General features: G+C 70.1%; 13 protein-coding genes and 1 pseudogene. 12 read left to right on the top strand and 2 right to left on the bottom strand.

Features of this window, described 5'->3' with window-relative positions:
* The first annotated feature begins 25 nt into the window (after positions 1-25).
* Together ABB07_RS06555 and ABB07_RS06560 are read left to right on the top strand one after the other, a co-directional pair.
* Positions 26-1,585, top strand: coding sequence for an alpha/beta hydrolase (locus ABB07_RS06555; RefSeq protein ID WP_208897811.1), 1,560 nt, complete (start codon positions 26-28; stop codon positions 1,583-1,585).
* Positions 1,586-1,642: 57 nt separating this feature from the next.
* The gene (locus ABB07_RS06560; protein WP_208897812.1) at positions 1,643-2,065 is read left to right on the top strand and encodes a RidA family protein; all 423 of its coding nucleotides are present in this window, start codon (positions 1,643-1,645) and stop codon (positions 2,063-2,065) included.
* Between the two features lie 22 nt (positions 2,066-2,087).
* Here the strand turns inward: ABB07_RS06560 and ABB07_RS06565 are convergent.
* Positions 2,088-2,399 (bottom strand): annotated as a pseudogene (locus ABB07_RS06565) (VOC family protein); the annotation flags it as partial.
* Between the two features lie 95 nt (positions 2,400-2,494).
* On the opposite strand from ABB07_RS06565, the gene ABB07_RS06570 reads away from it, so the two are divergent.
* Positions 2,495-3,019 carry a GNAT family N-acetyltransferase gene (locus ABB07_RS06570; protein ID WP_208897813.1) on the top strand — a complete coding sequence of 175 codons (525 nt, stop codon included), beginning with the start codon at positions 2,495-2,497 and terminating at the stop codon, positions 3,017-3,019.
* A gap of 6 nt (positions 3,020-3,025) precedes the next feature.
* Here the strand turns inward: ABB07_RS06570 and ABB07_RS06575 are convergent, their stop codons facing one another.
* Positions 3,026-3,610 carry an adenylosuccinate lyase gene (locus ABB07_RS06575; RefSeq protein ID WP_208897814.1) on the bottom strand — a complete coding sequence of 195 codons (585 nt, stop codon included), beginning with the start codon at positions 3,608-3,610 and terminating at the stop codon, positions 3,026-3,028.
* Positions 3,611-4,001: 391 nt separating this feature from the next.
* Between ABB07_RS06575 and ABB07_RS06580 the strand changes: the two genes are divergently transcribed.
* The 9 genes from ABB07_RS06580 to pssA all read left to right on the top strand — a co-directional run bounded on the left by ABB07_RS06580 (position 4,002) and on the right by pssA (position 14,973).
* Positions 4,002-5,807 carry a 3-hydroxyacyl-CoA dehydrogenase family protein gene (locus ABB07_RS06580; RefSeq protein WP_208897815.1) on the top strand — a complete coding sequence of 602 codons (1,806 nt, stop codon included), beginning with the start codon at positions 4,002-4,004 and terminating at the stop codon, positions 5,805-5,807.
* 154 nt (positions 5,808-5,961) lie between these two features.
* Positions 5,962-6,780 carry a TetR family transcriptional regulator gene (locus tag ABB07_RS06585; protein ID WP_208897816.1) on the top strand — a complete coding sequence of 273 codons (819 nt, stop codon included), beginning with the start codon at positions 5,962-5,964 and terminating at the stop codon, positions 6,778-6,780.
* Between the two features lie 447 nt (positions 6,781-7,227).
* Positions 7,228-8,571: a crotonyl-CoA carboxylase/reductase gene (gene ccrA, locus ABB07_RS06590; protein ID WP_244189242.1), complete on the top strand. Its 1,344-nt coding sequence runs from the start codon at positions 7,228-7,230 to the stop codon at positions 8,569-8,571.
* Positions 8,572-8,588: 17 nt separating this feature from the next.
* A complete protein-coding gene (locus tag ABB07_RS06595) occupies positions 8,589-10,616 on the top strand; it encodes a protein meaA (protein WP_208897817.1) in 2,028 nt (675 codons plus the stop codon).
* Positions 10,613-11,575, top strand: coding sequence for an HpcH/HpaI aldolase/citrate lyase family protein (locus ABB07_RS06600; RefSeq protein ID WP_208897818.1), 963 nt, complete (start codon positions 10,613-10,615; stop codon positions 11,573-11,575). The genes ABB07_RS06595 and ABB07_RS06600 overlap by 4 nt, the downstream gene beginning before the upstream one ends.
* Positions 11,576-11,580: 5 nt before the next feature.
* Positions 11,581-12,093: a MaoC family dehydratase gene (locus tag ABB07_RS06605; protein ID WP_019757884.1), complete on the top strand. Its 513-nt coding sequence runs from the start codon at positions 11,581-11,583 to the stop codon at positions 12,091-12,093.
* Positions 12,094-12,097: 4 nt separating this feature from the next.
* Complete coding sequence (locus ABB07_RS06610) at positions 12,098-13,303, top strand: acyl-CoA dehydrogenase family protein (RefSeq protein WP_208897819.1); 1,206 nt, start codon at positions 12,098-12,100, stop codon at positions 13,301-13,303.
* Between the two features lie 169 nt (positions 13,304-13,472).
* Positions 13,473-14,129 (top strand): phosphatidylserine decarboxylase, encoded by a 657-nt coding sequence (locus ABB07_RS06615; RefSeq protein WP_208897820.1) that lies wholly within the window; start codon positions 13,473-13,475, stop codon positions 14,127-14,129.
* Positions 14,130-14,151: 22 nt separating this feature from the next.
* Positions 14,152-14,973, top strand: coding sequence for a CDP-diacylglycerol--serine O-phosphatidyltransferase (pssA, locus tag ABB07_RS06620; RefSeq protein ID WP_208903316.1), 822 nt, complete (start codon positions 14,152-14,154; stop codon positions 14,971-14,973).
* The last annotated feature ends 302 nt before the right edge of the window (positions 14,974-15,275 follow it).

The raw sequence follows: 15,275 nt of genomic DNA on the forward strand, positions 1-15,275 counted from the left end.
CGACACCGCCGTCCCGGGAGGACGCATGAGAACACGCGCAGCCGTGCTGTGCGCAGCCGCCGCCGTGCTGGCGGGATCGGTCACCGCCGTTCCCGCGGCAGCCGCCCCGTCGGCACACCTCAGCTGGAAGAAGTGCGGCACCAGCGACTATCCGACGCTCCAATGCGCCTCCCTGAAGGTGCCGTTGGACCACGCGCGCCCGTCGGGGCGGCGGATCACGCTCGCCCTCTCCCGCGTCCCGCACACCGCGAAGACCTCCCAGGGGCCGCTGCTGGTCAACCCCGGCGGGCCCGGCGGCAGCGGACTGACGCTCGCCGGGTTCGTCGCCTCGGCCCTGCCCCGGAAGGTGGCCGCGCAGTACGACGTCATCGGCTTCGACCCGCGCGGGGTGGGCCGGAGCAGCCCGGCCCTGGACTGCGTGCCGGGTCACTTCGGGACGGTGCGCCCGGACACCGTGCCCGCCACGGCCGCGCTGGAGCGGACCAACCTCGCGCGCGCCAGGTCCTTCGCCGCCGCCTGCGGCCGCCGTTACGCCGACGTGCTGCCGTACCTCGACACCGTCAGCGCCGTACGGGACATGGACGCCATCCGCAGGGCGCTCGGCGCCCCGAGGATCAGCTACTTCGGCTACTCCTACGGCACCTACCTCGGCGCGGTCTACGCGAAGCTGTACCCGCAGCGGGTGCGCCGCCTGGTGCTGGACTCGGTCGTCGACCCGACCGGGGTCTGGTACGCGGACAACCTCGGCCAGGAGTACGCCTTCAACGCCCGCCACCGCGCGCTGATGGCCTGGATCGCGCGGTACGACTCCACGTACCACCTCGGCAGGGACCCCGAGAAGGTCGAGGCCGAGTGGTACGCGATGCGGGCGGCCCTGGCGAAGAAGCCGGCCGAAGGCAAGGTGGGGGCCTCCGAGTTGGAGGACACCTTCATCCCCGGCGGCTACTACGACGGTCACTGGCCCTACCTCGCCGACGCGTTCGCGGCGTACGTGCGCGACGGCAGGACCGGGCCGCTGGTGGAGGCGTACCAGAACTTCGGTGCCGTGAGCGGCTCGGGGGACAACGGCTACAGCGTCTACACGGCGGTGCAGTGCCGTGACAGCTCCTGGCCCGGCAGCTGGAACTGGTGGCGGGCCGACGCCTGGCGCGTCTACGCCAAGGCACCCTTCATGGCCTGGAACAACGCCTGGTACAACGCGCCGTGCGCGTTCTGGCCGGCCGCGAGACGCCGGCCGGTGAACATCGCCAACGCCAAGCTGCCGCCGGTGCTGCTCTTCCAGGCGACGGACGACGCGGCCACGCCGTACACCGGCGGTGTCACGGCGCACCGGCTGCTCGCCCGGTCCAGCCTGGTGGTCGAGGAGGGCGGCGGCAACCACGGCATCACGCTGAGCGGCAACACGTGTCTGGACAAGTACCTGGTCGCGTATCTGACGGACGGCAGGGTGCCCCGGGGCACCGGTCCGGGTGTGGCCGACGCGGTCTGCGCGAAGTCGCCCGACCCGAAACCACTGGCGACGAAGGCCGCGTCCACGTCGTCGCGCGGCTCCACGCTGCACGCGTTGCTCGGTTTCCGCAGGTAACCGCGCCACCGGCGCCTGCCATGAGGTGTTGTCAGTGGGGTGCCGCACCATGGAGCCATGACCGAACCGCACCGCATCCCCGCCCCCGCCGGCGTGGCCCCCGCCACCCAGTACAGCCATGTCGTCTCGGCGACCGGTCGTTTCGTCGCCGTCTCCGGCCAGCTCGCCCTGGACGAGAACGGCGAGCTGGTCGGCGAGGGCGACCCCGCGGCCCAGGCCCGCCAGGTCTTCGAGAACCTCGGACGCTGCCTGGCCGCGGCCGGCGCCGGCTTCGAACACGTGGTGAAACTGACCTACTTCGTCACCGACACGGCCCACCTCCCGGCCATCCGCGCGGCCCGCGCCGCCCACATACCCGGCGACCGCCTCCCGGCGTCCTCCGCGGTCCAGGTGGCCGCGCTGGTGGCACCGGGGTTCCTGATGGAGATCGAGGCGCTCGCGGTGGTGGGCGACCAGCGGGAATCCGACGACAGGGCCTAGGCGGGCAGGGGCCGCACCGTTGCTCGGTGCCGGTCTGGCCGACGTCGGCGCGCCTGGCGCCGAGGGCGAGCAGCCGCTCCAGCTCGGCGTCCTGGTCGCGGTCGGTGGCGTTGACGTCGATGTGCAGCCGGAGCTTCCCGGGCCGCGGGTCGCTGGTGGGTCCGATGACGAGAATCGGCTGCGGTCCGCCGAAGCCGGTGTGCGGCGGCCCGATCGCGATGCTGCCGTCGTCCTCCCGGTCGAGCTCGACATAGCCGAGGACCTCGCTCCAGAACGCGGCGAGCCGTTCGGGGTCGGCGGCGTCGATGACCAGCTCACTGATGCGGCATGCCATGACCGTCAGTGTAGGTGGACGGCCCGGAAAACCCGGGGGAACGCCCTGGTCCGCCGGTCCCCGGCTCGCCCGCACCGCCGCACTAGGGTGCGCGTATGAGCGAACAGCCGGTATGCGTCCGCCCGATGAGCCTCGCCGACTGCGACCGCGTCTCCGAGATCCGTGTCCGCGGCTGGCAGCACGCCTATCGGGGGCTGATGCCACAGTCGTACCTCGACGGACTCAGCGTCGCGGCGGACGCCGAGCGGCGACGGACCTGGTTCGCGCGAGGGGACGGCTCCGTGGTGAACCTGGTCGCGGAACGGGCGGGGAAGGTCGTCGGCTGGGCGGCGTTCGGGCCGTACCGGGACGGTGAAGTGCGCACGACGGATGGGGAGTTGTACGCCATATACGTGGATCCGGCCTGCCTCGGGCACGGGTTCGGGCGGGTGTTGCTGTCGGCGTCGGTCGAGCGGTGCGCGTCGTACCCCCGCGTGTTCCTGTGGGTCCTGAAGGAGAACGCCCCCGCCCGCCGCTTCTACGAGCGCGCCGGATTCCGTGCGGACGGCGCGGAGGAGCCCTTCGACGTGGACGGGGTGCCCGTGCCCGAGGTGCGCTATGTCAGGGAATCGATCGGCTGACTCCCCTCAGGTCGCCTCCTTCGGTTGCGGGATCCGCGCCAGCGCCCGCACCGCCGCCTCGGCGAGGGACGGGTGGGCCAGGGCCTCGTTCAGCACCCGGCGGGCGCGGGGGTCGCCGAGGGCACCGAGGCCCTCCACGCAGGCGAGGGCGACGCGGCGATAGGGGTCGCGGGGGGTCAGCCGGCGTTCCAGGGTGGTGATCAGGGCGGGCACGGACTCCGGGGCGCGCAGGTCGGTCAGGAGCCGTACGGGGTGCAGGGCGTAGGCGACGCGGAGTTCGTTGGTGGCGAGGGCCGCCGCGGCGCGGGCCGTGCGGGGGTCGCCCAGGCGGGCCAGGGCATGGGCGGCGGAGGCGCAGCGCGGGGGGTCGCGGTGGTTGAGGAGGAGCACCAGGGACTCGAAGGCGCGCCGGTCGCCGGCGAGGCCGAGCCGGAACGCGGCCAGCTCCCTGGCCCACAGCGGCTGTCCGGGCGCGGTGAGCACCTCCGCGAGTTCGTCATGGTCCTCGGTCGCCAGCAGCCGGTCGAACGCCGCCGAGCCGCGCGACTCCTGCCGTAAGCGCTCCGTGAGCGATCGCAACTCTTCGTCCACGAAGTCCAGCGTAGGCGGCCGGTGAGGCGCGAGGGACCTACATCACAAAGTCCGGCCGGACTCAGCTCTGGCGCGCTCGTTACCGGCGGGTTAAGCTCAGACGAGCGAGTTACCCACTCGCACTTCCGCTGGCGACGGTTTGGTGACGCGGCCGTCGCGAGCGTCTGGTCGGTTCGGTACGACGTACCGCAGTACGACCCGGCTCCGGGACAGGGCCGGTCGGATTCCTGCCGATTGCCGATCACGGGTGTGTGCAACGCCCGTGGCATCCGGCAGCACCGGGCGTGTGCGCTCAGCAGCCCGACAACACCCGCACTCCTTCCGCTCCGTGGTGCGCCCCTCGGCGCACCCGGCGCGTTCCTCGTCGTCACCCTCATTCTGGAGTCCCGCGATGGCCACTCCCCTTTCCGACTCAAGCCTGTCCCCGCTCAAGACGATCGCCGTCGTCGGCCTCGGCACCATGGGCACCGGCATCACCGAGGTCCTCGCCAAGGCGGGCCGCGAGGTGATCGGCATCGACATCAGCGAGGCCCAGGCCGCGAAGTGCGTCGCCGCCCTGGAAGCCCGCACCGCCCACTGCGTGGAGCGCGGCCGGCTCACCGAGCAGGAGCGCGCCGACACCCTGGCCCGGGTCCGCACCGCCACCGACCTCGCGGCGGCCGCCGACGCCGACCTCGTCATCGAGGTGGCCCCGGAGTCGTACGAGATCAAGCACCGGATCTTCCGCGAGCTGGACGGCGTCGTCCGCCCGGAGACGATCCTCGCGACCGGGACCAACGCGCTGTCCGTGACCCGCCTCGCCGCCGACTCGGCCCGCCCCGAGCGGGTGCTCGGCCTGCACTTCTTCAACCCGGCCCCGGCGATGAAGCTGGTCGAGGTCGTCTCCTCGGTGCTGACCGCGCCCGGCGCCGTCGCCTCGGTCACGGACCTCGCGATCGAGCTGGGCAAGGAGCCGGTCGCGGTCGGCGACCGCCCCGGTTTCGTCGCGGACGGCCTGCTCTTCGGCTACCTCAACCAGGCGGCCGCGATGTACGAGGCCCGGTACGCCTCCCGCGAGGACATCGACGCGGCGATGCGGCTCGGCTGCGGCCTGCCGATGGGCCCGCTCGCGCTGCTCGACCTGATCGGCATCGACACCGCGCGCACGGTCCTGGAGGCCATGTACGCCGAGTCCCACGACCGGCTGCACGCCCCCGCGCCGATCCTGAAGCAGCTCAGCGAGGCGGGCCTGACCGGCCGCAAGTCCGGGCGCGGCTTCTACACCTACGAGGCGCCGGGCAGCGCCACGGTCGTGCCGGACGCGCTGACCCCGGCCGCCGGGGACACCGGGGCCGCCGGACGTCCCGTGAGCTCCGTCGGCGTCGCCGGCTCCGGCACCATGGCCTCCGGCATCGCCGAGGTCTTCGCCAAGGCGGGCTACGACGTCGTGCTGGCCGCCCGCAGCGCGGAGAAGGCGCAGGCCGCCAAGGCCCGGATCGGCAAGTCGCTTTCGCGCTCTGTCGACAAGGGCCGGCTGACCGCCGAGGCCGCCGCGCAGATCCTGGACCGGATCACCCCGGCCGGCTCCTACGACGCCTTCGCCGAGGTCGATCTGGCCGTCGAGGCGATCGCCGAGGACCTGGAGGTCAAGCGGCAGCTGTTCGCCACCCTGGACAAGGTCTGCAAGCCCGGCGCGGTCCTCGCCACCACCACCTCCTCGCTGCCCGTCGTGGCCTGCGCCCGCGCCACCTCGCGCCCGCAGGACGTCATCGGCATGCACTTCTTCAACCCGGCCCCCGCGATGAAGCTGGTCGAGGTCGTGCGGACCGTGCTGACCGCCGACGACGTGCACGCGACCGTCCGCGAGGTCTGCACGAAGATCAAGAAGCATGCGGTGGACTGCGGTGACCGGGCCGGCTTCATCGTGAACGCGCTGCTGTTCCCGTACCTGAACAACGCGATCAAGATGGTCCAGGAGCACTACGCGTCCCTGGACGACATCGACGCCGCGATGAAGCTCGGCGGCGGCTACCCGATGGGCCCCTTCGAGCTGCTGGACGTGGTCGGCCTGGACGTCTCGCTGGCCATCGAGAAGGTCCTGCACCGCGAGTTCCGCGACCCCGGCCTCGCCCCGGCCCCGCTGCTGGAGCACCTGGTGGCCGCGGGCTGCCTCGGCCGCAAGACCGGCCGCGGCTTCCGCGAGTATGCCCGCCGCTGACGGCGGCGGCGACTGGTCCCACGCGGAGACGGACTGGGGCGGACTGCTCGACCCGGTGGACGCTCCCCCGCCCCTGTGGGGCGGGGGCGGCCCCGGGGGCGGGAGAAGCCCCTCACCCGCGCACCGAACTGCGCACATGCAGTACGTTCGGGTCATGTCCCAGCCCGCCAAGTCCTCCCGTACACCAGCTACGCCCGACGCGCCGGAGAGTGCCGCAGGCAGTCGCGCCGCCGCCCAGCGGCTCAAGATGCGCCGAGAACTGGCGGCCGCAGCCATGGAGCTGTTCGCGACCAAGGGGTACGAGGCGACCACCGTCGACGAGATCGCGGCCGCCGCCGGAGTCGCCCGCCGCACCTTCTTCCGCCACTTCCGCTCCAAGGAAGAGGCGATCTTCCCCGACCACGACGACACCCTGATCCGCGCCGAGGCGGTCCTCAACGCCGCCCCCGCGCACGAGCACCCGCTCGACACCGTGTGCCGCGGGATCAAGGAAGTCATGAAGATGTACGCGGCCCGCCCGGAGATCTCGGTCGCCCGCTACAAGCTCACGCGCGAGGTGCCCACCCTGCGCGAGGCCGAGATCGCCTCGGTGGCCCGATACGAGCGCCTCTTCACCCGCTACCTGCTGGGCCACTTCGACGAGCACGCGCACGCCGACGACGCCAACGACGACCCGCTGCTGGCCGAGGTGGCCGCCTCGGCGGTCGTCACCGCCCACAACCATGTGCTGCGGCGCTGGCTGCGGGCGGGCGGCCAGGGCGACGTCGAGGCGCAGCTCGACCACGCCTTCGCGATCGTCCGCAAGACCTTCGGCACGGGCATCGGCGCCGGACGCGGCCCGGCGGCCAAGTCGGCCGCCACCGCCCCGGCGACGGTCTCGGCGCACGGCGAGGTGCTGGTCACGGTCGCCCGTACCGACGCCCCGCTGGACGAGGTCATGCGGACCATCGAGGAGGCACTCAAGGAGCGCTGAGCCCGCTCCGGCGCTGCTCCCCGCCGCTGTCCCGGCTGTGACGACGGCCACCCGACCGGGTGGCCGTTTTGCCATGTCAGGGCACATTTTCGTGCGGATTTCAGGGCCCGTTCGATCGATCATCGCTCATTTGTTACGTAAAGATTTCACCTGAGCCAAACTTCTGGCACTCAGTGCCTTGTCACCTGACACGCGGTGTCATACGTTGAAGGTGTCCGGGCGGCCGGCGAGCAGAGACCGTTCGCTCGCCGGCTGTCCCCAAGGGCCATGGCCCCCACGCCCGGACGCCTGCGTCACAGGCAACCTCCCGCGCCACAAAGCGCTGCCGAAGCACCACCGAGCCGAACCGACGGCACCCTCTCAAAACCCTCAGCAGCACTCCCAAGCAGCAGCCCGACGAACCCTCAGCGCCCCTCCCTCAGGGCGCTCACCGCCGGAGGCAATACCGTGACCGTGAAGGACATCCTGGACGCGATCCAGTCGAAGGACGCCACGTCCGCCGACTTCGCCGCCCTGCCGATCCCCGACTCGTACCGCGCGATCACCGTGCACAAGGACGAGACGGAGATGTTCGCGGGCCTGCAGTCCCGCGACAAGGACCCGCGCAAGTCGATCCACCTCGACGAGGTCCCCGTGCCGGAGCTGGGCCCGGGTGAGGCCCTGGTGGCCGTCATGGCCTCCTCGGTCAACTACAACTCGGTGTGGACCTCGATCTTCGAACCGCTGTCCACGTTCGGGTTCCTGGAGCGCTACGGCCGCACCAACGAGCTGGCCAAGCGCCACGACCTGCCCTACCACATCATCGGCTCCGACCTCGCCGGCGTCGTCCTGCGCACCGGCCCCGGCGTCAACGCCTGGAAGCCCGGTGACGAGGTCGTCGCGCACTGCCTGTCCGTCGAGCTGGAGTCCTCCGACGGCCACAACGACACCATGCTCGACCCCGAGCAGCGCATCTGGGGCTTCGAGACCAACTTCGGCGGCCTCGCCGAGATCGCCCTGGTCAAGTCCAACCAGCTGATGCCCAAGCCCGGCCACCTCAGCTGGGAAGAGGCCGCCGCCCCCGGCCTGGTCAACTCCACCGCCTACCGCCAGCTCGTCTCCCGCAACGGCGCCGGCATGAAGCAGGGCGACAACGTCCTCATCTGGGGCGCCAGCGGCGGCCTCGGCTCCTACGCCACCCAGTTCGCCCTCGCCGGCGGCGCCAACCCCATCTGCGTCGTCTCCTCGCCGCAGAAGGCGGAGATCTGCCGCTCCATGGGCGCCGAGTCCATCATCGACCGCAACGCCGAGGGCTACCGGTTCTGGAAGGACGAGCACACCCAGGACCCCAAGGAGTGGAAGCGCTTCGGCAAGCGCATCCGCGAACTCACCGGCGGCGAGGACATCGACATCGTCTTCGAGCACCCCGGCCGCGAGACCTTCGGCGCCTCGGTCTTCGTCACCCGCAAGGGCGGCACCATCACCACCTGCGCCTCCACCTCGGGCTACATGCACGAGTACGACAACCGCTACCTGTGGATGTCCCTGAAGCGCATCATCGGCTCCCACTTCGCCAACTACCGCGAGGCCTGGGAAGCCAACCGCCTCATCGCCAAGGGCAAGATCCACCCGACCCTCTCCAAGGTCTACTCCCTCCAGGACACCGGCCAGGCCGCCTACGACGTCCACCGCAACCTGCACCAGGGCAAGGTCGGCGTCCTCTGCCTCGCACCCGAGGAAGGCCTCGGCGTGCGCGACGAGGAGATGCGCGCCCAGCACATCGACGCCATCAACCGCTTCCGGAACGTCTGAGAACCGGGAGGCCATAGATGACAGAGCGTCAGAAGGACCGGCCGTGGCTGATGCGGACGTACGCCGGTCACTCCACGGCGGAGGCGTCCAACGAGCTGTACCGGCGCAACCTCGCCAAGGGCCAGACCGGTCTGTCGGTGGCGTTCGACCTGCCGACGCAGACCGGCTACGACCCCGACCACATCCTCGCCCGCGGCGAGGTCGGCCGGGTGGGCGTGCCCGTCGCGCACCTCGGTGACATGCGCCGGCTGTTCCAGGACATCCCCCTGGAGCAGATGAACACCTCGATGACGATCAACGCCACCGCCATGTGGCTGCTGGCGCTCTACCAGGTCGTCGCCGAGGAGCAGGGCGCGGACATCACCAAGCTCCAGGGCACGACCCAGAACGACATCGTCAAGGAGTACCTGTCCCGCGGCACCCATGTGTTCCCGCCGGGGCCGTCGCTCCGCCTGACGACGGACATGATCGCGTACACGGTCTCCCACATCCCGAAGTGGAACCCGATCAACATCTGCAGCTACCACCTGCAGGAGGCCGGGGCCACGCCGGTGCAGGAGATCGCGTACGCGATGTCCACCGCGATCGCCGTCCTCGACGCCGTGCGCGACAGCGGCCAGGTGCCGCAGGAGCGCATGGGCGACGTGGTCGCGCGCATCTCCTTCTTCGTGAACGCGGGCGTCCGCTTCATCGAGGAGATGTGCAAGATGCGGGCGTTCGGCCGTATCTGGGACAAGGTCACCCGTGAGCGGTACGGCATCGAGGACCCCAAGCAGCGCCGCTTCCGGTACGGCGTCCAGGTCAACTCCCTCGGCCTGACCGAGGCGCAGCCGGAGAACAACGTCCAGCGGATCGTGCTGGAGATGCTGGCGGTCACCCTCTCCAAGGACGCACGCGCGCGTGCCGTGCAGCTGCCGGCCTGGAACGAGGCCCTGGGCCTCCCCCGGCCCTGGGACCAGCAGTGGAGCCTGCGCATCCAGCAGGTGCTGGCGTACGAGAGCGACCTGCTGGAGTACGACGACATCTTCGAGGGCTCGAAGGTGATCGAGGCGAAGGTGGAGCAGCTCGTCGCCGACTCCCTCGCGGAGATCGACCGCATCGAGGAGATGGGCGGCGCGATGGCCGCCGTGGAGTCCGGCTACCTGAAGTCCCAGCTGGTCTCCTCGCACGCCGAGCGCCGGGCCCGGATCGAGTCCGGCGAGGAGAAGATCATCGGTGTCAACGCCTTCGAGGGCACCGAGCCGAACCCGCTCACGGCCGACCTGGACACCGCGATCATGACGGTCGACCCGGCGGTCGAGGCCCGGGTCATCGAGTCACTCCAGAAGTGGCGCGACACCCGCTACCAGCCGCCCTTCAACCACCCGCGGCCCTGCAAGGCGCTGGAGCGGCTGAAGGAGGCCGCCAAGGGCACCGACAACCTGATGGAGGCCACGCTGGAGTGCGCCCGGGCCGGGGTCACGACCGGCGAGTGGGCGGGCGCGCTGCGCGAGGTGTTCGGCGAGTTCCGGGCGCCCACCGGAGTGTCCTCCGCGCCGGTGGCCGTCGCCGCCGAGCCGGGCTCCGCGCTCGCCGAGGTGCGCGGCAAGGTCGACGCCACCGCCCGCGACCTCGGCGTCGGCAAGCTGCGCTTCCTGGTCGGCAAGCCGGGCCTGGACGGGCACTCCAACGGCGCCGAGCAGATCGCCGTACGCGCGCGTGACGCCGGCTTCGAGGTGGTCTACCAGGGCATCCGGCTCACCCCCGAGCAGATCGTGGACGCGGCCCTCGCCGAGGACGTGCACGCGGTGGGCCTGTCGATCCTGTCCGGCTCGCACGCCCAGCTGGTCCCGGACGTGCTCCAGCGCCTCCGTGTGGCCGGTGCCACAGATATACCGGTGATCGCCGGTGGCATCATCCCGAATGGTGACGCCGAGCAGCTGAAGGAAGCCGGAGTGGCCGCCGTCTTCACCCCGAAGGACTTCGACATCACCGGGATCATCGGCCGCATCGTCGACGAGATCCGGAAAGCGAACAAGCTCGACCCTCTGGAGGTCCCCGCATGACGACCGTCAACCGCCTTCGCCCGCGGCGCTCCTGCCTGGCCGTGCCGGGCAGCAACCCGCGCTTCCTGGAGAAGGCGCAGGGCCTCCCGGCGGACCAGGTCTTCCTGGACCTGGAGGACGCCTGCGCGCCGCTCGCCAAGCCCGAGGCGCGGCACACCATCGTCAAGTTCCTCAACGAGGGCGACTGGACGGGCAAGACGCGCGTGGTGCGCGTCAACGACTGGACGACCGAGTGGACGTACCGCGACGTCGTGACGGTGGTCGAGGGCGCCGGCCAGAACCTCGACTGCATCATGCTGCCGAAGGTGCAGAACGCCGAGCAGGTCGTCGCGCTGGACCTGCTGCTGACGCAGATCGAGAAGACCATGGGCTTCGAGGTCGGCAAGATCGGCATCGAGGCGCAGATCGAGAACGCGCAGGGCCTGAACAACGTCAACGCGATCGCGCAGGCCTCCCCGCGCGTCGAGACGATCATCTTCGGCCCGGCCGACTTCATGGCGTCGATCAACATGAAGTCGCTGGTCGTGGGCGAGCAGCCGCCCGGTTACCCGGCGGACGCCTACCACTACATCCTGATGAAGATCCTGATGGCCGCCCGCGCCAACAATCTCCAGGCGATCGACGGCCCCTACCTGCAGATCCGCAACATCGACGGCTACCGCGAGGTCGCCCAGCGCGCCGCCGCGCTCGGCTTCGACGGCAAGTGGGTGCTGCACCCGGGCCAGGTCGAGGCGTCCAACGAGATCTTCTCGCCCTCGCAGGAGGACTACGACCACGCCGAGCTGATCCTGGACGCGTACGACTACTACACGTCCGAGGCGGGCGGCAAGAAGGGCTCCGCGATGCTCGGCGACGAGATGATCGACGAGGCCAGCCGCAAGATGGCCCTGGTCATCTCCGGCAAGGGCCGCGCCGCCGGCATGCAGCGCACCAGCAAGTTCGAGATCCCGGAGGCCTGAGCGCGATGCAGTTCGGACGCACCTACGAGGAGTTCGAGGTCGGGGCGACGTACAAGCACTGGCCGGGCAAGACGGTCACGGAGTACGACGACCACCTGTTCTGTCTCCTCACCATGAACCACCACCCGCTCCACATGGACACCAATTATGCGGAGAAGACGACGGACTTCGGCAAGAACGTCGTCGTCGGGAACTACATCTACTCCCTCCTGCTCGGCATGTCCGTGCCGGACATCTCCGGCAAGGCGATCGCCAACCTGGAGATCGAGTCGCTCAAGCACGTGGCGCCGACCTTCCACGGCGACACGATCTACGGCGAGACGACGGTGCTGGACAAGTGGCCGTCGAAGTCGAAGAACGACCGCGGGATCGTCTACGTCGAGACCAAGGGCTACAAGCAGGACGGCACCCTGGTGTGCGTCTTCCGCCGCAAGGTCATGGTGCCCACCGAGACGTACATCAAGGAGCGCGGCGGCGAGCAGCCGGGCCGCCCGGAGCTGAAGCAGCAGGAGAAGTAGAGCCATGGCCCGTCTCGCCCAGACCGCCGGTCTGACCGACGTCCAGCAGGAGATCCTCTCCACCGTCCGGGACTTTGTCGACAAGGAGATCATTCCTGTCGCCACCGAGCTGGAGCACCGCGACGAGTACCCGCAGCAGATCGTGGACGGCCTGAAGGAACTCGGCCTGTTCGGTCTGATGATCCCCGAGGAGTACGGGGGTCTGGGCGAGTCGCTCCTGACCTACGCGCTGTGCGTGGAGGAGATCGCCCGCGGCTGGATGTCGGTGTCCGGCATCATCAACACCCACTTCATCGTCGCGTACATGCTCAAGCAGCACGGCACGCAGGAGCAGAAGGACCACTTCCTGCCGAGGATGGCGGCCGGTGACATCCGGGGCGCCTTCTCGATGTCGGAGCCGGGCCTGGGCTCCGACGTGTCCGCGATCACCTCCAAGGCGGTCAGGGACGGCGACGAGTACGTCCTGAACGGCCAGAAGATGTGGCTGACGAACGGCGGCACGTCCTCCCTGGTGGCGGTCCTGGTCCGCAGTGACGAAGGCCACCCCGAGGGCACGGCCCCGCACAAGTCGATGACCACCTTCCTGATCGAGAAGGAGCCGGGCTTCGGCGAGGTCCGCCCGGGCCTCACCATCCCCGGCAAGATCGAGAAGATGGGCTACAAGGGCGTCGACACCACCGAGCTGATCATGGACGGCCTGCGCCTTCCGGCCGATCGGGTGCTCGGCGGCGTCACCGGCCGAGGTTTTTACCAAATGATGGACGGTGTCGAGGTCGGCCGGGTCAACGTCGCGGCGCGTGGCTGCGGCGTCGCCCAGCGTGCCTTCGAGCTCGGCGTCCAGTACGCCCAGCAGCGGCACACCTTCGGCAAGCCGATCGCCCAGCACCAGGCCATCCAGTTCAAGCTGGCGGAGATGGCGACCAAGGTCGAGGCCGCCCATGCGATGATGGTCAACGCCGCGCGCAAGAAGGACTCCGGCGAGCGGAACGACCTCGAGGCCGGCATGGCGAAGTACCTGGCCTCCGAGTACTGCAAGGAGGTCGTGGAGGACGCCTTCCGGATCCACGGCGGCTACGGCTTCTCCAAGGAGTACGAGATCGAGCGCCTGTACCGCGAGGCCCCGATGCTGCTCATCGGTGAAGGTACCGCCGAGATCCAGAAAATGATCATCGGCCGCCGACTGCTCGAAGAGTATCGGTTCCAGGGCTGATTGTCCGGATACGGGGTGTTTTCTTCGAGAAGAAGATCACACCCCGTAGACGTTGTTCGGCCGCCGACTCGGCAGCCTGGCTTGCCCAGTTGCGGGCCGCGACCGGTACGATCCCCGGAAAGCCGCCGTCCCCCGTCTTGCGCGGCATCATCCGCTACGAAGGTCATCCATGCCCCACAGCCAAACCTCTGCACCTCGCGACAGCCGAGCCGGCGTCCGTCTCGCGCGCGGAGCATCGCCGTGGCTTCTCCCGACCGTCGCCACCGCAGCCCTCAGCCTGGCCCGTGCCCGCCGCTCCGGTGCGGCCAGGGCCGTGGCCGTGCCCGCCACCGCGCTCGCCGCGGGCATGCTGTGGTTCTTCCGCGACCCCGAGCGCGAGATCGGCTCCGGCCGGGTGATCTCGCCCGCCGACGGCGTGGTGCAGAGCATCATGCCGTGGAAGGACGGGCGCACCCGCGTCGCGATCTTCATGAGCCCGCTGAACGTCCACGTCAACCGCGCGCCCCTCGCGGGCACGGTGACGTCCGTCGAGCACATCCCCGGCGGCTTTGTTCCGGCTTTCAACAAGGAGAGCGAGAACAACGAGCGCGTAGTCTGGCATTTCGACACCGAACTCGGCGACATCGAGATGATCCAGATCGCCGGCGCGGTGGCCCGCCGCATCGTGCCCTACCTCCCGCAGGGCACGAAGGTCGAGCAGGGCGACCGTATCGGTCTGATCCGCTTCGGCTCGCGTGTCGACCTCTACCTGCCCGAGGGCGTGGAGGTCGCGGTCGAGGTCGGCCAGAAGACCGTGGCTGGGGTGACTCGCATTGACCGTGATTGATCCGGAGACCCAGGCGGGCTGGGTGCCCGAGGCCGACGAGGTGGACGAAGAGGAGGAGATGCCGCTCTCTCTCCGCCTCTCAATAGCGGACACCCTCACCCTGGGCAACGCCACGTGCGGGTTCATGGCGGTGTACTTCACCACCACCGGCATCCTCATCCCGCATCTGACCGGGAACGACGAGTCCGCGGGCATGGCCCGGCACAGCGCCGCCACGGCCGTCATCCTGATGCTGTGCGCGGCCGTCTTCGACCTGTTCGACGGGCTGGTGGCGAGGAAGCTGCGCTCGTCGCCGATGGGCGCCGAGCTGGACAACCTGTCCGACCTGATCAGCTTCGGCCTGGCGCCCGCGTACTTCGTCCTCGTCTACGGCATGGTCGCGGACGACGCGCACCAGAGAATGGCGGCGCTGGGGGCGATCGTGGTGCTGCTGGCGGTGGTGCTCAGACTGGCCCGCTTCAGTTGCGTGACGATGAAGGACGGCATGTTCCAGGGCATGCCCAGCCCGTTCGGCGCGCTGACGGTGGTCTCCATCGTCCTGCTGGAGCTGCCCTTCGTGGCGACGCTGCTGGCGATCCTCGGCACGGCGTGGCTGATGGTGAGCCGGGTGGAGTACCCGAAGCCCAGGGGACGGCTGGCCGGGGCGATGCTGGGCTGGATCGTCCTGTCCATGGGCCTGCTGGCAGCGTGGGCCTTCGACGCCCCGAGCGGTCAGCTGCTGCTGCAGACGGGTTGCGCGCTGCAGCTGGTCATGGGCGCGGTGATTCCGCTGTTCGCCACGGCTCGGCGGGTGAACAACTTCCGCGACAACCGGCGGGAGGCGCGGGCGGCGCAGTTGCCGTAGCGGCGCGTATGCCTGCGGCGCTTGTGCGAAGGGCCCCGGACCGTTGCTGGTCCGGGGCCCTTCGCTTGTGCGGGCGACCTGGGGGCTCCGCCCCCAGACCCCCCTTTGCCCACCCGCCCACCCGTCTCGGTCGGTCGAGAGGCGAGCCGAGGGTGGGAACGGCGAGGGAGCCCGCGACGGTGAAGCGGCGAGGGAGCCCGCGACGGTGGAACACCGAGATCGCCCGAGACGGTGGAACGGCGAGATCGCCCGAGACGGTGCCCACCCAGCCGACCGAGACGGGTGGTGGGTGGGCACAGGCC

Source organism: Streptomyces incarnatus, assembly GCF_001027185.1.
In the GTDB taxonomy this organism is placed as follows: domain Bacteria; phylum Actinomycetota; class Actinomycetes; order Streptomycetales; family Streptomycetaceae; genus Streptomyces; species Streptomyces puniciscabiei.